The organism is Pedobacter sp. 01N416 (assembly GCF_056399685.1).
The window spans coordinates 1-20,863 of sequence record NZ_JBFTRT010000081.1; the positions used below are offsets into that span (position 1 = coordinate 1).

The 20,863-nt window shown below is 39.0% G+C and carries 18 protein-coding genes; 3 read left to right on the forward strand and 15 right to left on the reverse strand.

Going from position 1 to position 20,863, the window contains the following annotated elements; all coding sequences use genetic code 11:
• Together AC1DND_RS06775 and AC1DND_RS06780 are read right to left on the reverse strand one after the other, a co-directional pair.
• Positions 1-423, reverse strand: a 423-nt coding sequence (locus AC1DND_RS06775; protein ID WP_477580167.1) for a transposase, incomplete at its 3' end; no start/stop codon positions are given.
• 123 nt (positions 424-546) lie between these two features.
• Complete coding sequence (locus AC1DND_RS06780; RefSeq protein ID WP_477580168.1) at positions 547-2,532, reverse strand: hypothetical protein; 1,986 nt, start codon at positions 2,530-2,532, stop codon at positions 547-549.
• Positions 2,533-2,889: 357 nt separating this feature from the next.
• Between AC1DND_RS06780 and AC1DND_RS06785 the strand changes: the two genes are divergently transcribed.
• Entirely contained in the window at positions 2,890-3,624 is a 735-nt protein-coding gene (locus tag AC1DND_RS06785) for a L,D-transpeptidase family protein (protein ID WP_477580170.1), read from the forward strand.
• 92 nt (positions 3,625-3,716) lie between these two features.
• Here the strand turns inward: AC1DND_RS06785 and fabG are convergent, their stop codons facing one another.
• From fabG to sucD, 11 genes are all read right to left on the reverse strand, one after another.
• Complete coding sequence (fabG, locus tag AC1DND_RS06790; protein WP_477580172.1) at positions 3,717-4,460, reverse strand: 3-oxoacyl-[acyl-carrier-protein] reductase; 744 nt, start codon at positions 4,458-4,460, stop codon at positions 3,717-3,719.
• A gap of 138 nt (positions 4,461-4,598) precedes the next feature.
• Positions 4,599-5,675 (reverse strand): agmatine deiminase family protein, encoded by a 1,077-nt coding sequence (locus tag AC1DND_RS06795; protein ID WP_477580174.1) that lies wholly within the window; start codon positions 5,673-5,675, stop codon positions 4,599-4,601.
• 124 nt (positions 5,676-5,799) lie between these two features.
• The gene (locus AC1DND_RS06800; protein WP_477580176.1) at positions 5,800-6,675 is read right to left on the reverse strand and encodes a carbon-nitrogen hydrolase; all 876 of its coding nucleotides are present in this window, start codon (positions 6,673-6,675) and stop codon (positions 5,800-5,802) included.
• A 424-nt stretch (positions 6,676-7,099) separates the two neighbouring features.
• Positions 7,100-9,067 (reverse strand): SPFH domain-containing protein, encoded by a 1,968-nt coding sequence (locus AC1DND_RS06805; protein WP_477580178.1) that lies wholly within the window; start codon positions 9,065-9,067, stop codon positions 7,100-7,102.
• A 574-nt stretch (positions 9,068-9,641) separates the two neighbouring features.
• Positions 9,642-9,962 carry a cysteine-rich CWC family protein gene (locus AC1DND_RS06810; RefSeq protein ID WP_477580180.1) on the reverse strand — a complete coding sequence of 107 codons (321 nt, stop codon included), beginning with the start codon at positions 9,960-9,962 and terminating at the stop codon, positions 9,642-9,644.
• Positions 9,963-10,024: 62 nt separating this feature from the next.
• Positions 10,025-10,456 (reverse strand): hypothetical protein, encoded by a 432-nt coding sequence (locus AC1DND_RS06815; RefSeq protein WP_477580182.1) that lies wholly within the window; start codon positions 10,454-10,456, stop codon positions 10,025-10,027.
• Positions 10,457-10,634: 178 nt separating this feature from the next.
• Positions 10,635-13,019 carry a ribonucleoside-diphosphate reductase subunit alpha gene (locus tag AC1DND_RS06820; protein ID WP_477580184.1) on the reverse strand — a complete coding sequence of 795 codons (2,385 nt, stop codon included), beginning with the start codon at positions 13,017-13,019 and terminating at the stop codon, positions 10,635-10,637.
• A 143-nt stretch (positions 13,020-13,162) separates the two neighbouring features.
• A complete protein-coding gene (locus tag AC1DND_RS06825) occupies positions 13,163-14,134 on the reverse strand; it encodes a ribonucleoside-diphosphate reductase small subunit (protein WP_477580186.1) in 972 nt (323 codons plus the stop codon).
• Positions 14,135-14,589: 455 nt separating this feature from the next.
• Complete coding sequence (locus AC1DND_RS06830) at positions 14,590-14,970, reverse strand: septal ring lytic transglycosylase RlpA family protein (RefSeq protein ID WP_477580188.1); 381 nt, start codon at positions 14,968-14,970, stop codon at positions 14,590-14,592.
• 144 nt (positions 14,971-15,114) lie between these two features.
• Complete coding sequence (locus AC1DND_RS06835) at positions 15,115-15,618, reverse strand: methionine-R-sulfoxide reductase (protein ID WP_215131388.1); 504 nt, start codon at positions 15,616-15,618, stop codon at positions 15,115-15,117.
• A 386-nt stretch (positions 15,619-16,004) separates the two neighbouring features.
• On the reverse strand, positions 16,005-16,877 hold the full coding sequence (gene sucD, locus AC1DND_RS06840) for a succinate--CoA ligase subunit alpha (protein ID WP_029279034.1): 873 nt from the start codon (positions 16,875-16,877) through the stop codon (positions 16,005-16,007).
• A 562-nt stretch (positions 16,878-17,439) separates the two neighbouring features.
• Between sucD and AC1DND_RS06845 the strand changes: the two genes are divergently transcribed.
• Both AC1DND_RS06845 and AC1DND_RS06850 read left to right on the forward strand, forming a co-directional pair.
• Positions 17,440-17,868: a cupin domain-containing protein gene (locus AC1DND_RS06845; RefSeq protein WP_477580191.1), complete on the forward strand. Its 429-nt coding sequence runs from the start codon at positions 17,440-17,442 to the stop codon at positions 17,866-17,868.
• A gap of 130 nt (positions 17,869-17,998) precedes the next feature.
• Positions 17,999-18,688 (forward strand): VIT1/CCC1 transporter family protein, encoded by a 690-nt coding sequence (locus AC1DND_RS06850; RefSeq protein WP_477580193.1) that lies wholly within the window; start codon positions 17,999-18,001, stop codon positions 18,686-18,688.
• A gap of 202 nt (positions 18,689-18,890) precedes the next feature.
• Here the strand turns inward: AC1DND_RS06850 and rlmF are convergent, their stop codons facing one another.
• Both rlmF and AC1DND_RS06860 read right to left on the reverse strand, forming a co-directional pair.
• Positions 18,891-19,907, reverse strand: coding sequence for a 23S rRNA (adenine(1618)-N(6))-methyltransferase RlmF (gene rlmF / locus AC1DND_RS06855; RefSeq protein WP_477580195.1), 1,017 nt, complete (start codon positions 19,905-19,907; stop codon positions 18,891-18,893).
• 247 nt (positions 19,908-20,154) lie between these two features.
• A partial coding sequence (locus AC1DND_RS06860) for a cation:dicarboxylate symporter family transporter (RefSeq protein WP_477580197.1) occupies positions 20,155-20,863 on the reverse strand: 709 nt, incomplete at its 5' end.

Below are 20,863 nucleotides of genomic sequence, written 5' to 3' on the forward strand. Positions count from 1 at the left end.
GTTCTGATGAATATATTCCAATTTAATTTCCAGAAGTTCCTTACTACCTATCCAGACATCATCAAATCTATCTTCCCAAACTTTAAATGCTTGTTTATCACTTTCAATCCTTATCAAATTTAGCATTGAATTCTTGCTAGATTCCAGGTATTTTCGAATCTCAAAAGCGCAAAATTTTTTCAAATCACGCATACTATCCGATAATTTATTTTCATCGTTGAAATAGAATAAGACATGAAAGTGATTAGGCATGATTACATAACCAAGAATTGAAATCTTATATTTTAAAGCAATGAAATTTAAACTATTGACAATTATTAATTTACATGAGTCACTTTCGAGAAGTTTTAAATGTTTATAACAACTGGTAGTCACGAAAAAACATTTTTTCTCCAGAAATAAACTTCTGTTTCTTAATCCCATATAATCTTTTTCGTGGTGTCAGGTGTTACCACCTGACATTTTCAAATTAATTGAATACTGTGGTTTACTCAATTTCAAAACAATCTAATCAGTCAGATGGTAACATCTGACTGCACTCCAAACTTAAAGTTCTCCGTTCCTTTTTCTTAAAAACCACTCTACTCCCAGCAAAATCAAAATTAAGCCGAATAGCCATTTCATACTGATCAGTTCGTCGTATTTACGGTCTTCATAGCTGATGGTTTTAATATTCTCATTTTTAGCTATCTCATCAGCTATTTTGAGTAGGTTTTCTGGCATAAACAATTTACCATTGCTTTGTTTGGATATCGTATTTAACAGCTGATGATTGGCTGTTGTTTGCTGAAATTCTGCAATCAACGCATTTACATAGAAACTACCTGTAGCCGTGAATTTCTTTCCACCCAGTTCGGTATTGGCGAGATAAGAATAATTCCCTGCAGGCATGGTTCCTGCATCTAGCTGATAAGCATTTTCGGTTTTAGAAAAAATATAATTAAACACCTTGCCCGCTTCGTTTTTAACCTGAAGATTAACTTCCGACTCATTTACAGGCTGATAGCTATCGTTATAAAGGGTACCGTTAAACTGGATGGTTTCATTTTCATCATAAGCAGACTTTGAAGTAAACACCTTAAACCTTCTCTTATCATCTTTAACAGATAGGTATTGAACCGTTTTTGAAATCAGATCATTTAAAACCAATTGATTGCTTTCATTTTCAGCTTCTGAAAGTTTCCATCTCCAAAGCCCCTCTCCCATCAAATAACCTATCTTTAAGCCATTTTCATTGGCAAAGAACAACAATGGCTGTTGTGTGCTTACTTTGCCGATACGCTGATTAAAAACGGGTATTGCGCCTGCATTTACGGTTAACCTTCCGAACGGACTTAACAAAGGATCGAAAGATGAAAACTGCTTCTTGTCATCTTCCGTAAGATTGAAGCTTGTAAATCCATTGGCAAAATCGGCATACACTTCCTGAATGGAACCATTTGCAGAACCTAAGTTGACCTGATTTTGCATTTGATTAAAAGCATTTATATTGCTCTGTGCGCCCAAAATGTACCAGATCGGTTTCTTTAATCCAGTTAATTTCTTTAAAAACGTTGACGAAATGTTTTGCACATCGGGCAATTGATACAATACGATCAGATCGAATTTAGACGGATCTGTTGTATTTAAATCATCAGCAAGTGCAAGTTTAGCCTCGTAGTGTTTATTGAGCGAAATAGCTTCTTTTAACACGCCCAAATCAGGGTGTGGTGCCACCGCAGCAAGTAATACTTTCTGCCTACCATCAATAACTTCGACATAAAAAGTTTGGATATTATTCCGGGTAGTAATTTCATTTTTCAATGCCCCGAGCTGAACGGTATATTTCTGAACACCAATTTTACCCGCATGGATCTTAACCGGGATCGTTTTAACAAAGGAACTTCCATTAATCGAAATATTTTGCTGTTCTACCTTAACACCATTTTGGTTAACCGTTAAAGAAGTACTTTCGCCATCACTTTGAAAAGCCTGAACCTGAACTTCGATCGTAAAATCGTCATCCAGGTATACAATGTTATTGTAATTTACGTTCGAAATTAAAACATCGCGCTTTGGGATRCTATCACCCAGGCCAATAGTATAAACCGGGGCATTAATCTGATTTACGCTGTACAGCGGATTTCCACCGTGATTAAAAATACCATCGGTGGCTAAAATAACGGCGCCAACATTTCTATTGGTATATTCATCTCTAACTTTCTGAAAAAAAGCCGAGGCATCTGTTAATTTTCCCTGATTTTTAAAATCGAAACCATCTGCAACCTGATCGCCAAAGTGAAGCGTTTTTACCTCGTACTTGTCTGATAGTTTATCCTGTAAAGCTTTAAGGTTATTTTCGTATAATTTTTGGTCGAAACCAACTGCCTTAACCTGACTTACGGAAAGAGAATTATCTTGTCCGATAATGATTACGGGTTTATCTAAGGTATAATTTAATGTTTTGATGAGCGGTGCAAATATTAACCACGCAATGGTAGTCACTACGATAATCCGCAAGGCAGTTAAGCCATACTGAAGCTTTTTATCCAAATTTTTGTTGCCGCGATACAGCAACCAGGCATACAACGCGCCTAACGCCAAGCAACCGAGAAAAAACAAAATAGATGTACCCGAAAAAAAACTGTTCATACTTTTATAAAGATGGTAATTTTGGGGAAATTTTCAAGATTATTGTCTATAAAAGAATTTATGCGAGGGCTAAAATACAACTTCATTTAACCACCGAGTTCACTGAGTTTTACACTGAGGAATACAGATTACCTAAACTGTCTTTAAGCACCCAACTCTGTGTACTTCGTGCCTTTCCTCGGTGACCTTTGTGGTAAAAAAAAGAGAACGCTATGCGCTCTGTGGTTAAATCCCTATTTTTAAACCAAATCAAAATTTATGAAATTAATCTGTTTAACGTTTCTACTGTCTCTAAGCCTTATGGTAAATGCCCAAAATAATTTTAAAGCCACTCAAATTAAGTTTGAAAGAGTAGAAAAGGCCTACAGTGAAAAATGGGAAACGATGAGAAAATTTGTTGTGGCAGGTGGCTATGGTGATCAGTTTTCGATGTTGATCAATGCCTATAAAACTGAAGGAAAACTAGAGATTTGGTTAAAAAATAATTCGGCAAAAACATATTCGTTGTTTAGAACATATGATTTCTGTGCACATTCTGGCACCATTGGTCCAAAAGTGATTGAAGGAGATGGGCAAACACCGGAAGGTTTTTATTACATTAACGTTTTTAACCCGATGAGTAATTTCCATCTATCGTTAGGCGTGAATTATCCAAACGCTGCAGATTATGCCCGAACTGGAAAGGGCAGAAAACCTGGAAGTGATATTTACATCCATGGTAATTGTGTAACCGTAGGTTGCATTCCTTTAACAGACGAAAAAATAAAAGAAGTTTATATTTTAGGGGTTGAGGCCAGAAATGCAGGCCAGGAAAAAATTCCGGTTAACATCTATCCTTTTAAAATGACAGATGGTAATATGAAGAAATATATTGCTCAATTTCCTACACAGGCTAGTTTTTGGAAATCGTTGCAGGTAGGCTATTTAGCTTTTGAGAAAAATAAAAACCAAGCAAATGTAAGTGAGGTAAAAGGGAAATATATTGTAAAATAGTTGGAGCGTTTTAATGTTAAAAGGTTGGAATGTTACAAGGCTACGTTTTCAAACCTTTCAACCTTCCAACCTTTCAATCTCTTAACCTTCTCTTACAGCATCCCACCGCAAACAGATAAAGTTTGGCCAGTTACGTAAGCACTCATATCTGAGGCTAAGAACACGCAAACATTGGCAATATCTTCAGTTTCCCCAGCACGTTTTAATGGAATATCTTTTTCCCATCCTTCAACAACTTTCGGATCAAGAATATCTGTCATTTCGGTGCGGATAAATCCTGGTGCCACTACGTTGGCACGGATATTTCTCGAACCTAATTCTTTAGCAATTGATTTGGTAAAACCGATGATACCAGCTTTAGATGCAGCATAATTTGCTTGTCCGGCATTACCTGTAGTGCCCACAATAGACCCCATATTGATAAAAACACCTTTACGGGCTTTCATCATTACTTTAGAGGCCGCTTTGGTTACGTTGAAAATCGATTTTAGGTTAATATTGATCACATCATCCCAGTTTTCTTCGCTCATACGCATCAATAAACCATCTTTGGTAATACCCGCATTGTTTACCACGATATCAATGGCACCAAATTCAGCTACGATATCATTGATCAATTGCTCCGCTTCGGCAAATTTAGAAGCATCAGAACGGTAACCTTTAACTTTTGTTCCAAAGCTTTGTAATTCCTGCTCTAAAGCTTCACCTTTTTCTACTGATGATAAATATGTGAAAGCCACATTAGCGCCCTGCTCGGCAAATTTTTCAGCTATTTTACGGCYGATTCCTTTAGATGCGCCTGTAATTAATGCTGTTTTTCCTTCTAATAATTTCATTATGAAATGTTGTAAAGTTGAAATGTTTTAATGTTGTAAAGTTAATACTAAAAACCAAATTGACTAATGAGTTTTGACTAATGCTCAGGATGACAACCACGCAAATTTGACTAATGACTTTTGACTAAAGACTCAGGACTAAACAGCTGGTTCTTGCTGGCTCAAACAATGAAAGCTTCCCAATCCCCAAATAATATCAACCGAATTGATACCGATCACTTTGCGATCAGTGAAACAGCCTTGAATAATATCTAAAGCTTTCTGGTCGTTTACATCATCAAAAACCGGAACAATTACAGCCGCATTAGCGATGTAAAAATTTGCATAAGATGCAGGCAGGCGAGTATCTTCATGAATAACCGGCGATGGCATTGGCAATTGAACAATATTCAATGATCTGCCATCTTTCAGCTTCATGGCTTTTAAAGCCTCTAGATTCTCTTGTAACAAGATATAATTTTCATCCAGCGGATTGCTTTCTACAACAGTTAAAACCGTATCCTCGTTTACAAAACGCGTAATATCATCAATGTGGCCGTCTGTATCGTCGCCAACGATTCCATCTCCTAACCATAATACCTGATCTTGACCATAATATTCAAGCAAATATTGTTCAATCTGCTCTTTGGTTAAATGCGGATTACGGTTTTCGTTCAACAAACAAGCAGTGGTGGTTAAAACCGTTCCTGCGCCATTAAATTCTACTGAACCTCCTTCCATCACAATATCTGGTGTAAACAAAGGTAAATCGAAATGTTGGGCAATTTTTGTCGGAACCACATCATCCAGGTCAAACGGAGGATATTTTCCACCCCAGGCGTTGTATCCCCAATCTACAACAGCCTTTTCATTTCCTTTCTGCAAAAACGCAGGACCGTGATCGCGGCACCAGGCATCGTTGGTTTCATTAAAATAAAATTCAATCTGACTTAAATCGGCATCTACTTTTGTTAATTCAGAAACAGCAAAAGCTTTCATTTCTTCATCTTTCACATTGATGCGTACCTTTTCGCCTTCGGTAACAGCTTTAATAAATTGGCAATATGGTTCGTAAATAGTTTCGATTTTATCTGGCCAAGAGGCTTCTTTATGTGGCCAGCTTAACCAAGTTGCCTCATGTTTTACCCACTCGGCAGGGAAAGCATAACCTTGTTGTTTCGGTGAATAATCGAATTGATTGATACTTAAATCTTTTTTAGGAGGGAAATTTGACATTTCGTGTAGTCTTTTAATTTAAAGGTGTCACATTGAGCTTGTCGAAATGTTAAGTCCTTCGACAGGCTCAGGATGACACCCATGTATGGTTTTCGCTTTAAGCTTTGGTCTTTAACCTTTCTGCTTAGTCCCCATCAATATATCTCTTCGTAATCGGCTGGTAAGAATCAATTCTTCTGTCTCTTAAAAAAGGCCAGTGTTTACGGAAGAAATCAGATTCTGATAAATTCAGTTCAACTACCTCGGTTTCTTCCTGATCGTGAGAACCTAAATAAAGTATTTTGCCTTGTGCGTTTGTGGCGAAACTTCCACCCCAGAATYTCATGGCACCATCTTGCTCAAAGCCTACGCGGTTTACACTCACTACAGGCACACCATTTGCAACCGCATGCGAACGTTGAATGGTTTGCCAAGCATTATATTGATCTTGATTGGTTTCTTCATCCTGATCGGTAGCCCAGCCAATTGCAGTTGGATAAAACATGATATCTGCACCCATTAATGCTGTAATACGTGAAGCTTCCGGATACCATTGATCCCAACAGATCAGGATACCAATTTTAGCAAACTTGGTTTGAAAAACCTTGTAGCCTAAATCGCCAGGGGTGAAATAAAACTTTTCATAATAAGCCGGATCATCAGGAATATGCATTTTACGGTATTTACCTAAATATGAACCATCAGCATCTAAAACCGCAGTTGTATTGTGGTATAAACCTTCAGCACGTTTCTCAAACAAAGAAGCGATAATTACCACACCCAATTCTTTGGCTACCACTTGTAAAGCATCAGTAGATGGTCCAGGAATAGCTTCAGCTAAATCGAAATTGTCGTAATCTTCAACATCGCAGAAATACAAAGAAGTAAAAAGCTCTTGCAAACACACAATCTGTGCGCCTTTTGCAGCTGCTTCCCTTACTTTAACAATCGCTTTATCTAAATTTTCTTGTTTATCTTTAGTACAACTCATTTGTACCAAGCCAACTTTTACTTTCTTCATTTTTTAAAATTATTGGATGAGCGAATGATGGAATGAATGAATTATTAAGCCATTCAATCATTCAAAATTCTATCATTCTAAATCTGGCTGCAAAGTTACTATTTTGTTTAAAAGTAGAACGGCATAATAATGTAATTGTTTTTCGGAAAAGCAAAATGTAAGTGGAACCAAATGTTATATTTATAATACGAATTTGCCTTTGTTCGATTATATTACAAGCCCAATGATTTTTTTTGGTTGCTTTGCCCAACGCGATCGTCATGCTGAATTTATTTCAGCATCTTTTATATCATTAAGACCCTGAAATAAATTCAGGGTGACGTAGCTGATAAAAAAACCTAAAAATATTCTACTAATTATCGATGGGATTACAACAAAAAGCCCCGATTCTCATCGAGGCTTTCCGTTTTACTTTAAAACCAAATTAAGGGTTTATATTGTCCTTTTTAGGTTTTGCTTTTGTTTCTACAATTTCTGCAACCGCTACCACTTCTTTCCGCTGTGCTGGGTCCATCAACTCCATCAACTTCAATCCCAATAGCCCATCCATTGCTGAACCGCCGTGATTACCTCCACTACCACCAATCAGTACATCAGGAATCAGTTTCACATTACCTTTCGATAACTCTTCGGTAATTTTGTAACGGGTAAAGTTTTCGCCGCCCAAAGCTTTCACAGCAAGTTCGTAAGCTTCGGCGGTTGATTTACCTACCGCTAAAATTTTACCTGCTTCTGCATTACCGGTTAACGAAATCTGTTCAGCCTCTGCTGATGCCCTTAACTTAATCGCTTCCGAATCGGCCTGTGCTCTTGCTTTGGTGGCTTCAGCCTCTGCATGCGCCCTCATTTTTGTAGCCTCAGCCTCTGCTCCTACAGCTAATTTTACGCCAGCCGCATCACCTTCAGATTTTTTAACGGTTGCACTTGCCGTACGTTCGGCAATCTCTACACTTTGTTGTGCCTTCACAATATCTTTCTGCATATCGGCAATCGCGGTTTCTTTCTCCATCCCCTGGCGTGTTTCCTGTGCCTGTTTCTGGGTTTCGTAAGTAACCTTTTGTTCTTCTGCAATTTTACGGTCGGTTAAGGTTTTCATTAACGATTCTGGCGGAACAATATCACCAATTAACGTATCAACCGCATTTACGTTATACTCATCAAGCACTTTACGGATATGTTCTTTAGCCGATTCCTGACGCTCTTTACGGGTACTTAAGAAAGCAATCACATCACTTCCTTGTGCGGAGTTACGGAAATAGTTACCAATGGTGGGTTCTAAAACCTGCGAAACCAAATTCACCATATTACCAAAACGTGCAATTACTTTAGGAGCTTCTGTAGTTGGTACGTGAATAATCTGCGCGACATCCAAATTGAACGGGAAACCATCTTTAGAACGTACGGTAATGGTTGATAGGTTTTTATCCAGATTATGCGCCTCACTACGCGCCGATGCCCAGTTTAATACCAAATTGGTTGTTGGTACCAGTTCTACCTTCATAATGTATTTGTTAATCGGATATTTACCCGGACCAAGTGGCTCGAGCCAAACACCTTTAGAACCTTTTCCGACAATATTACCGTGTTTAAAGTCTGCACCGGTTAAGTCATTTCCGTCTGTACCAATAAATGAGATTACAACACCAACATAACCGATTGCAATTTCGGTCATCGGAATTTCCTCTAATTGGATTGCCCATGGATTGAGGTTATAAGAACCCGCCAAAATTACCTGGGGCTGCAAACCACGGTTACCACCTTGTTTTATAAAGGCATCGAAATCCTGGAAATTGTTGTGTCCATCAACAAGCTTGCCCGCAATTTGATTGGCCTCAATCGGTAAACCATCTAAAGTGGTTACAATGCCCACCATGCTTTCCTGAATGCGAATCATATCCGTAACAGAAACCTGAAACAGCATCGTATTGATACGATAAGAACCCGAGGTAATGTAAGACGTTTGCCGGCCTCGCTGACCACCATTTTCGAGAAACTTCACCGCATCCTGAAAGTTATCAGATTCTACCCTTTGCCCAAGGATATTCCCCGTTGGGATTTCGGAACCATCTTTGGCCATAATCAGTCCGATTTTCCCTTCAGGAATAATGGTAAACTGTTCCATCGTTACACTGTACTGCCAAAACCACATCCCGAAGTACAATCCTGGCGCCAGTGTTTTTCCCTGGAAACCGGCTTCGCCTTTAACCGCGATGATGCGACCATCGGGCAGCTCCCGATCGGAACCAAAGAGCACGAATTTTTTAGTAATCAACCCGATTCTATCTTCGGGTACGATGACCATCCCGAATAAGAAACGTAAAATATATTTGTATAAAACTATGCACAACAGTGCCACTAAAACCCACCAGTAATTAGAAATGAGCGCTTCCATAATCTTTTATATTTTCTATTTTTTTAACCTGATAAACCATTTATCAAGCACGATATAGATATCAAACGGCGTGCTTTGTTACCATTTTTAACACTTATTTTTTAACTATTTTTTATTGATTTTAAGGCCTCAAAGATGACTCAGGATCGATTTTCGAAAGAATACCAACTGCAGATGACATTTTCAGGAATAATGGCTGAATTTATTTCAGGGTCTTTCACGCTAAAAAGATGCTGAAATAAATTCAGCAGGACGATAAAGCTGGATTAGGCGTGTATAAGATATGATTTTCACCTAATAATTATCGAACTCAGGTTAGAACCAAATAGAGATGAACAGAAATAAAGAATTTTCAGAAAAGCACAATACCCGGATTAACTAAACCCGATTGTACGAATGCCGATTCCTTCAATCGGCAGAAGGGAAAGCGGGACAGGAACCAAACCAAAAGAACAGGAACCTGCTTTTCAAATGATTTTTCTTAATATTATGATGACCTGTGCTTTACAAACGGTTAACAGATTCGGTCTGCGAGCCACAGACCATGGAAGCTGGCAACAAAAATCACAAAATTTTATACGCCTATTTCTACACGATATTCTTGCTGTAACTCAAATAAACATTTGGCGCAGAGGCAGCCATCGTACAATTCGGAGATATATTGCACTTCATTAATGCTTAACTGCACTACACTGCACTGGCATTTGGTATAAGAATTTGCCTTGCATTCAATGGCACCATTACATCGCTCGCAAGGAATGATTTCGTGTTTGGCGCTATGTTTTAAGGTATTGTTCATTTGTTCAATGGTCATTAGTTCACTGGTGTATGGTGCTTTAGAAACTAATGAACCAATGGCTAATGAACTACTGAACCAACACAAAAGTATAAACAAAAAATAAGGTTTTGAGCGTTTGCCCAAAACCTTACACTAACATTGCTTAAAACTTGGAATCCCTACTGCAATAACATTACAGTATAATAATAGCCAGTCTGAGAAGAAACTACATTAACATATTTTATTTGTTGAGGCGAAACTTCTGTAAGGATATACTTCACTCCTTTAATCGTAATTTCTGCTTTAGCGATACTATAAGAGCTTGTATCTATTTTACTTTCTGTAGCATCGCACTTTTCAGTACCATTATCAATTTTTATTACACCATCAACACTAAAAGAGTAAACATCATCCTTTTCACAATCTATGGGTAAGATATATATATTAAGTAGTGGATTCGAACCAGGGCTTTTATCCACTGTGGCTCTTTTCCAAGTTCGCTTAGTGAGATAATCTAAAGGGCCCTTCTCTTCTGTTTCATCTTTTTTACAATTCGAGAAAAGCAGAATGGCAGAAATCAAAATCAATGTTACAAATCGTTTCTTATTCATATGGATAATAATAGAAAAATTTTGGCTAAAAATTACAGCCATTAACAATGTGCACCATATCGTAAAAAAGGTTTTGAGCGTTTGCCCAAAACCTTACGATATTATTAGATTCGTCATCCTGAACTTGTTTCAGGATCTGCTTGATAGATGCTGAAACAAATTCAGCATGACGAGTTTACTAGCCTGAGCAGCTGATACAGCCTTCTTCCATTGAACAAACTGGTCCGTCAACGATTTCTTCTGCAACCTGATCTTGTGTCATTTCAGCTGGAATAACCGCTTCAATGGCTTTACCACCTTGGTTCTCTACTGTAAATTTAACGGCTTGAGAAGCTGCTTGTGTACGCAAGTAATACATACCGGTTTTTAAACCTTTCTCCCATGCGTAGAAGTGCATTGAAGTTAATTTTGAAGTATTTGGTGCATTGATAAACAAGTTTAACGATTGCGATTGGCAGATATAAGCACCACGATCGGCAGCCATATCGATGATGTTACGCATTTTAATCTCCCAAACCGTTTTGTACAATTCTTTAATGTAATCTGGAATCGAATCAATTGCCTGAACAGAACCGTTAGCCAATATGATCTGGTTTTTCATATCGTTGTTCCATAAACCTAACGCTACTAAATCTTTCAATAAATGTTTGTTTACCACTACAAACTCTCCACTTAATACACGGCGGGTGTAAATGTTAGAAGTATATGGTTCGAAACATTCGTTGTTACCTAAAATTTGAGAAGTAGATGCTGTTGGCATTGGTGCAACCAATAATGAGTTGTACACACCATCTTTAACTACTTTTTTGCGCAATGCATTCCAGTCCCAACGGCCACTATCTGGTGTAACATTCCATAAATCGAACTGGAATTTACCTTTTGATAATGGAGAACCTTTAAATGTTTGGTAAGGACCATTTTTCACAGCCAAATCGTGCGAAGCGGTCATCGAAGCGAAATAGATCGTCTCGAAAATATCTTTATTTAAACGTTTAGCCTCATCACTTTCGAAAGGTAAACGCAATAAGATAAAGGCATCAGCCAAACCTTGTACACCTAAACCAACGGGACGATGGCGCATGTTTGAGTTTTCGGCTTCTGGTACTGGATAATAGTTATGATCGATGATTTTGTTCAGGTTTAAAGTAGCCTGATAAGTTACATCGTATAATTTTTGGTGATCGAAAGCACCGTTGATTACGAAACGAGGCAATGCCAACGATGCTAAGTTACAAACCGCAACTTCATCTTTAGAGGTGTACTCGATAATTTCGGTACACAAGTTAGAGCTCTTAATGGTACCTAAATTCTGTTGGTTAGATTTGCTGTTCGCTGCATCTTTAAACAACATGTAAGGCGTACCGGTTTCAATTTGCGAATCTAAGATAGCAAACCAAAGTTCTTGTGCTTTAATGGTTTTACGGCCACGACCTTCTACTTCATATTTAGCGTATAATTCTTCGAATTCCTTACCGAAACAATCTGCCAAACCTGGTGCTTCGTGCGGGCAGAATAATGTCCAATCGCCATTATCTTTAACACGTTGCATAAACAAATCGTTAATCCAAAGGGCATAAAACAAATCGCGCGCACGCATTTCTTCTTTACCGTGGTTTTTACGAAGATCTAAGAATTCGAAAACATCTGCATGCCAAGGTTCTAAATAAATAGCAAAGGCACCTTTACGTTTACCTCCACCCTGATCTACGTAACGTGCAGTATCGTTAAATACACGTAACATTGGAATAATACCGTTACTTGTACCGTTTGTACCACCAATATATGATCCTGTTGCACGGATGTTGTGGATACTTAAACCAATGCCACCTGCACTTTGCGAAATTTTAGCTGTTTGTTTTAAAGTATCGTAAATACCTTCGATGCTATCATCCTGCATGGTTAACAAGAAACATGACGACATTTGAGGTTTTGGTGTAGCTGCGTTAAACAAAGTTGGTGTAGCATGTGTAAACCAACGCTCGCTCATTAAGTTATAGGTTTTGATTGCGCTATCGATATCTTCTTTGTGGATACCAACAGAAACACGCATAAACAAATGTTGAGGGCGCTCTACAATCTGACCGTTAACTTTTAAAAGGTAAGATTTTTCCAACGTTTTAAAACCGAAATAATCGAAACCGAAATCGCGGTCGTAAATGATAGAACTATCTAAAATATCTTTGTTTTTTTCTATAATCTCATAAACATCATCAGCGATAAGCGGAGCCGCTTTCTGCGCTTTCGGGTCGAAATATTCGTACAACATTTTCATCGTACCCGAGAATGATTTAGTGGTGTTTTTATGTAGGTTGGAAACCGCAATACGCGATGCCAACAAAGCGTAATCAGGGTGTTTTGTTGTTAACGAGGCAGCAGTTTCTGCAGCAAGGTTATCCAACTCAGATGTTGTTACACCATCGTATAAACCTTCGATAACCTTTTTGGCTACATCGATTGGATCTACCAGATCTGAATTTAAACTATAGCACAACTTTTGAATGCGGGCTGTGATTTTGTCAAATTGCACCGCTTCTTTGCGGCCATCTCTTTTTAGTACGAACATATTTTATGAGATTTAAGTTTTATTATTAAGTCGTGAGTATCAAGTATCAAGACCTAATCATCACTTTGTATTTTTTGTTATTTATTTATTAGTATCGAGTAGCAGGTAACAAGTAGCGAGATTAAAACCTTTTGCCTTCTACTTTAAAAGTCTTCATCTAAAGAAAACGCCTGTTTATTATTATCAGCAGAGGTTAATACACCACTTTTCTGATAATCGCCAACACGTTTCTCGAAGAAGTTGGTTTTACCCTGCAATGAAATCATTTCCATAAAATCGAATGGATTGGTTGCATTGTAGATTTTTTTGTAACCCAGCTCCTGTAACCACCTGTCGGCTACAAATTCGATATACTGACTCATTAATTTTGCATTCATACCAATTAGCGCAACTGGTAATGCATCAGTAATAAATTCCTTTTCAATTTCTACAGCATCACGAATAATGCCATGAACCGCTTCTTCGCTCAATTTATTGCTCAACATGCTGTAAAGTAAACAAGCAAATTCGCAATGTGAACCCTCGTCTCTCGAGATCAGCTCGTTACTGAAAGTTAGTCCCGGCATTAAACCACGTTTCTTTAACCAGAAAATAGAACAGAAACTTCCGCTGAAGAAAATACCTTCAACCGCAGCAAATGCCACTAAACGCTCGGCAAAAGTTCCGTTTTCAATCCAGCGTAAAGCCCATTCTGCTTTTCTTTTCACCGCAGGTACGGTATCAATGGCATGGAACAAACGGTCTTTTTCTTCTGGATCCTTAATATAAGTATCGATTAACAGGGCGTAGGTTTCTGCATGGATATTTTCCATCATAATCTGGAAACCATAAAAACAACGTGCTTCTGGCAATTGAACCTCACTCATGAAGTTTACCGCAAGATTTTCGTTCACAATACCATCACTAGCAGAAAAGAAAGCAAGGATGTGCGAAATGAAATGTCTTTCGCCATCGTTTAAATTGTCCCAGTGTTTCTGGTCGTCAGAAAGATCAATCTCTTCTGCAGTCCAAAAACTAGCTTCGGTCTTTTTATACATTTCCCAGATTGCCGGATACTTAATCGGCAAAAGCACAAATCTATCTTTGTTTTCTTGTAGTAATAATTCCTGTTCCATACGCTGATGTTTTTAATTCTATTTTTTTAACAGAGCCGACAAAGGCACGCATCCATCAATTTTATATGATGATTGTAATGTCTTTTATCAAAACGCTGTTGTGAAAGTGCTAACCCTATTGCCTGACAAACAACTGAGTTTTTAGTTAGGGAAAATTTAAAATTGCAATCAGGTGATGTACGTATAAATTACTAAAAACTAAGCTTTTATATTTGTTTTCAAGCGCAAGAAGTTAAAGAACTTTGTTATAACAAATATATATACGGTGGCCCTTTTTTGTGAACCAAAGTTGTTAACACCCTGCTCAATTGCTGGGGAAAAACGATCAGTCGAATATCATTTTCAAGCGAAAAAAAAGCTAATCGTTTCTTTTCAAGGGCTTAGCAAACCAAAACGAGTGTTAATAACTTAAATTTGAGGGGTATAATCGGCACTAAATAGAGCTAAAAGGAGTATTACTCAACTGTATAACTGAGGCTTACTTTAGCTATGCCTTTACGGAAGATACCGATCTGTTTTGCAGCACGTTCAGACAGATCTATAGCTAATCTTTTAGAGAAAGGACCACGGTCATTTACCTTCACAACTACCGATTTTCCGTTGTCTGGATTGGTTACTGTAACCAGGGTGCCGAATGGCAATGTACGATGGGCAGCTGTTAGCTTTTTTGCCCGGTATTTGGCGCCACTGGTGGTGCGGCGGCCTTCGAATTTTCTGTGATAATAAGTGGCGAGAACTGTTTTTTTGATACTATCCGGTTCATTTGATGAATCGGAATCTTGTGCTTTACCTTGTAAAAACAGGAAACAAAAACTTAATAACAGCAGATACTTCATAGGCTAAATTTTCTTTATCGAGCCTGCAAATATAAGCATTTAGTTTATAATCAATAATTTGTGGAAAAACAGCCTTATTTTATGCATTAAAAAAGGCGTACAACTTATCGCTGTACGCCCCTACCTAACCCTTCTACATCCACCTTATTTTTGATCTGGCACGAAATTCATTGAGATCGAATTTACGCAATGACGGGTGTCTTTATTGGTAAATCCTTCGCCCAAAAATACGTGACCTAAATGTGCGCCACAATTGGCGCAAACAATTTCTGTGCGCGAGCCATCAGCATCAGGAATACGCTTTACAGCGCCTTTAATTTCGTCATCGAAAGCAGGCCAGCCGCAGTGTGCATCGAACTTACTTTCCGAACGGTATAAGGCCGCATTACAACGCTTACAGGTATAAGTTCCTTTATCTGTTGTATGTTCATATTTACCTGTACCAGGGTATTCTGTACCTTTATTTACAATTACTCTTTCTTCTTCGGGTGTTAATGGATTCCAGTTCATTTTCTTTTTTGGTATGATTTGTTCTGTTTCCTTCGATTGTTTTACGGCTTTCTTATCTTGCTTTTGGGCACAAGCAGAAATACCTGTTATTAAAACAACAGCAGAAACCAAAAATAGTTTATTTAACATCGTTTTCATACTTCAATATACGCTATAGATTCTGTTTTGGTTTGCAGGTTTAGCGGTTTGTATTAGTGTTTACCTCACCCTGACAAAGTTGGTGGGTTATTTCCCTTTTCTGCACAGAGGATGTATCATAAATATAGATTGTCATCCTGAGCTGAAATCGTCTTTATGATGCAACCCCAAACAAGGGGTAGTGGTTTTAACCTTAAGCATTAAGATTCCCGCCTGCGCGGGAATAACGCCATAAGAAGAAAGATGGCCGTAACACCCCAACTTTGTGTTCTTTGCGACTTAGTGGTTAAACATAAATTGCATCCTTTGCGGTTAAAAATAGTGCCTAACACAAAAAGCGCCTCGAAATTAATCGAAACGCTTTTCTATAAAGAGATTTTTAAATTTTATTTTGCTAATTCTTCTGCCATTGCAGCACCGATTTCAGCAGGACTTTCTACTACACGGATACCACACTCGCGCATGATTTTCATTTTAGCAGCTGCAGTATCATCAGCACCACCCACAATAGCACCAGCGTGGCCCATTCTACGTCCCGGAGGCGCAGTTTGACCAGCGATGAAACCAACAACAGGTTTAGTACCGTGTTCTTTGATCCAGCGGGCAGCTTCTGCTTCCATTCCACCACCAATTTCACCAATCATGATGATACCGTGAGTTTCAGGATCGTTCATTAATAATTTAACTGCTTCTACAGTAGGTGTTCCAATAATTGGGTCACCACCGATACCGATAGCCGTTGTAATACCTAAACCAGCTTTAACAACCTGATCTACCGCTTCGTAAGTTAAAGTTCCTGATTTAGAAACCACACCTACATGACCTTTTTTGAAGATAAAACCTGGCATGATACCGATTTTAGCTTCATCAGCAGTAATTACACCCGGGCAGTTAGGGCCGATAAGCGTAACATCGCGATCAGCAATATATTCTTTAACCTGAATCATATCCTTAGTTGGGATACCTTCAGTAATACAAACAATAACTTTAATACCGCCTTCGGCAGCTTCCATAATTGCATCAGCAGCAAAAGCTGGTGGCACGAAAATGATAGATACATTTGCACCCGTTTTATCAACGGCATCTTTAACAGTATTAAAAACAGGCTTATCTAAATGCAATTGCCCACCTTTGCCAGGCGTTACACCACCAACTACGTTTGTACCATAGGCCAGCATCTGCTCAGCGTGGTAAGTTCCTTCGTTTCCGGTAAAACCCTGAACGATAACCTTAGAATCTTTATTTACTAAAACGCTCATGTATCAATATTTTTTTTGTGCAAAGCTAATATTATTGAACTGGAATTCAAATCTAAAACCATATTATTTAGTCCGTTTTTTCAGGAAAATGTAAGGAAATGGTTTATGGCACCTGTAGCCCGTCATAGACTTTATTCAGAAGTAAAGTTGAGACTGCCTTTATGGGGTTTAGGCATGAAAGGTAAAAGTTTTTTGGCGCTACATCAGGAGCAAGCCTTTCGATTATAAACCTGACAATAGCGAACACCGAACGTAGAGAGGTAAAGCGGATGGCAGGACTTAAAAGGCCAAGAACTACTGCACATTCGTTTTCAAAGCAAAAACATTAAGGCTTAGGATTAGAAAATGAGCGGTCCAGTTCTTTTGGAGGGCTACACTCCCGCTCTTCGTTCTTTCCCGACGTAAAGTCGGGACCACTGCGATCGGGTTTAGTAACAAAGTGCTGGTGCTTGTGGCAACATCCAGGCAAAACGCTTAAATTTACCTTTTGAGCGGAAAGACTAAAGACCAAAGCGGAAAGTCTAAAAACCCAGACAAAACTTAAGCCAATTATAAAACGTATATGATCAAGAAGCTAATCCCAATCGTAACCATTTTTGTTTCAACCTTTATTTCAGTTAAGGCCAGCGCACAAAGTACCGATACCAGCAAATACATCCTCCAAAACGATATTGAAGTAGCCAAAGAGGAACCTGGTACGCATAACGGCGGGGGTAAAACCATCGGCTTTAACTTTTTTAGTGATGCCAAAAATCTTAAAACAGCATTCCGAAAAAGAACTTTAAAACCGGGTTCCTCTATCGGATACCATTTGCAAAAAGAAGATGAGATTTATTACGTACTCAGCGGAAACGGAACCATGCAGATGAATGGAAAAACTTTTGCGGTTAAACCTGGTGATGCCATTTTAACCCGCCCAGGTAGCTCGCATGGTATTGCCCCAAATGCCGGTAATGATTTGACTATTATGATTGTTTACGAGAAGAAATGATGATATTCGAACCTAAGCCACTTCCCTCCCCCTTCGGAAGGGATAAGGGAAGGATAGCGCTATTTTTCATCCCCCTGCCCCCTTCAAAGGGGGACCTTGAACATTACAACTAGAGAACAGATAACCAAAAATGGAACTGGAAAAACATTATACCAATAGAACGGGCTGGCTAAGGGCTGCTGTACTTGGTACCAACGACGGCATTATTTCTACAGCCAGTTTGGTTATTGGTATTGCCGCAGCGAGCGATACCAGAAGTCCGATTGTATTAGCGGCACTGGCCGGTTTGGTTGCAGGGGCATTATCTATGGCAGCAGGAGAATATGTTTCAGTAAGTTCTCAGTCCGATATTGAAAAAGCAGATCTTGCACGCGAGAAAATAGAACTCGAAACCATGCCCGAATTGGAGCTGAAAGAGCTCGCTAAGATATATGTTATACAAGGGCTTGATGAAGATCTGGCCATGCAGGTAGCCATAAAATTAACCGAGAAAGATGCCTTAGGCACACATGCCAGAGATGAACTGGGTATTAACGAAATTACACAGCCCAAGCCGCTTCAAGCTGCTTTTGCATCTGGCGCCTCCTTTATCAGCGGCGGTATTTTACCTTTTTTAGTTGCTTTTCTTGCCCCAATAAAATCGATGGTGTTTTATCAATATGGTTTTGCTATTGTATTCTTAGCTTTATCGGGCGCAATTGCAGCGAAGGCAGGGGGATCTAGTATGATTAAAGGGATATTACGGATTTGTTTCTGGGGCACGGTTGCCATGGTAGTAACTGCTCTGGCTGGGTATATTTTCGAGGCAAAGACCAGTTAATTAAACCACATAAGGATTCATAATCCACTTATGCAAAAAAGCCGTTCTGATATAAAATCAGGACGGCTTTGCTTTACTTAATCTCTTGTAATTCGTCATTCTGAATTTATTTCAGAATCTTTTAAAAGCTATTCTAATCAAAATAGACCCTGAAATAAATTCAGGGTGACGAACAGACAAAGTATACTATATAAAATTTATCCTAAAGACTTTTAGCTTCAGCTTTAGGACTATCTGCTTTAGGTTTTGGTTCAGTTTTCCAGGCTTTTACCCATTCGGCCTGTGCAGCTTCGTCATGGAAGGTCCATGCTACGAAACGGCTTATTTTTTGCCCCTGGCTCATTTGAACGGTGGTTACCTCAAAAGCATTTGCTTTAACCAATGCACTATAGATACTTTTTAAGTTGGCACTTTTTGATACCAATGAGGTAAACCATAAAACCTGATTTTTGATCTGCTCACTCTGGATAATCATCTGTTCTACAAAAGCACGCTCACCACCCGGGCACCAAAGCTCGGCCTTGTTACCGCCAAAGTTTAATACGTGTTTTACTTCCTTTTCATTTCCGCCCAGGTTACGCCATTTCTGACGGGTACCTTGCTCGGCTTCTTTTAAAGAAGCATGAAACGGTGGGTTACAAACCACGGCATCGAAACGCTCTTTGCCACCAACAATACCTCTAAAAATACCCATTTTTGAAGATTGCTGACGGATTTCTACTGCCCCTTGTAGGGGTTTATTCGCTTCGATAATGCGCTTAGCCGAATCGACCGAAAGTGGATCGATCTCAGAACCTACGAAACTCCAGCCATATTCCTGGTGACCAATGATGGGGTAAATACAGTTTGCACCTACACCAATATCCAATACATTAATATTAGCTCCTTTAGGGTTTTTACCTTTATTGCTTGACCCTAATAGATCGGCAACATAGTGAATATAATCGGCCCGGCCCGGAATAGGCGGACAAAGAAAATCCTGAGGAATGTCCCACTGTGAAATGTTATAAAAATATTTCAACAATGCCCTATTAAGTGCTTTAACGGCGCTTTGATCTGCAAAATCGATAGAATCATCATTGTGTTCGTTTTTAAAAACGAAACGCTTTAATTCTTTTGAGGTTGCAATAAGTTGTTTGAAATTGTAACGCGAACGGTGTTTGTTGCGTGGGTGTAACTCGCTTTTTTCCTTGCGGTTATTTTGTTCTTCTTGAGCCAATGTGCTGTGGATTAATTAAACAAGCTGTGTGCATGTTTCTAGCACAAAGGTACATAAAAAGGTTGAAGGTGTGAAGGCTGAGGGTAGAAGGGGTTTCGGAGCGTTCGTCATGCTGAATTTATTTTACAAGTAGAGACAGTATTTTCAACTGCCTTGTAGCTACTCCGTGGTCAGCATCTTTCCTGCTATTAAGACCCTGATCCCGATGAATCGGGACAGGGTGATGCTTCGAGAGGATAGCTCTAAACTACACCTCCTCTGCTTTTTCTATCATTGCAGGCTGAATAGCTTTCTGATACTTTGCTTCATCAAACTGGTTTTCACTTTTAGCAATTACGATGGTGGCCACGCCGTTTCCGATTACATTGGTTATAGCCCTTGCTTCGCTCATAAAACGGTCTACACCAATTAATATGGAGATATGTTCTATCGGCATAATTTTCAAAGCGGTTAAGGTTGATACCAAAACGATAAAACCACTCCCTGTTACCCCAGCTGCACCTTTAGAAGTAACCATGAGCACACCTAAAACTGTAATCTGCTGACCTAAGGATAAATCGACATGAAAAACCTGACAAAGAAATATAACGGCCATGGCCAGGTAAATTGCAGTTCCATCAAGATTAAAAGAATAGCCGGTAGGGATAACCAAACCAACAACCGATTTATCGCACCCAATAGCTTCCATTTTCTGCATCATGCTTGGCAGTGCCGATTCGGAAGAAGAAGTACCCAGTACAATTAAAATTTCCTGTCGGATATACTTCAGGTAGGCCCACAAGCTAAAATTATAGTAGCGGCAAATTCCGTTTAAAACAATAAAAATGAACAGGATGCAGGTTAAATAAACTGAGCCCATCAGTTTGGCCATGCCCACTAAACTTTCCAAACCATGGGTACCGATGCTAAAAGCCATCCCGCCGAAAGCACCAATTGGCGCTAAACGCATTATCACC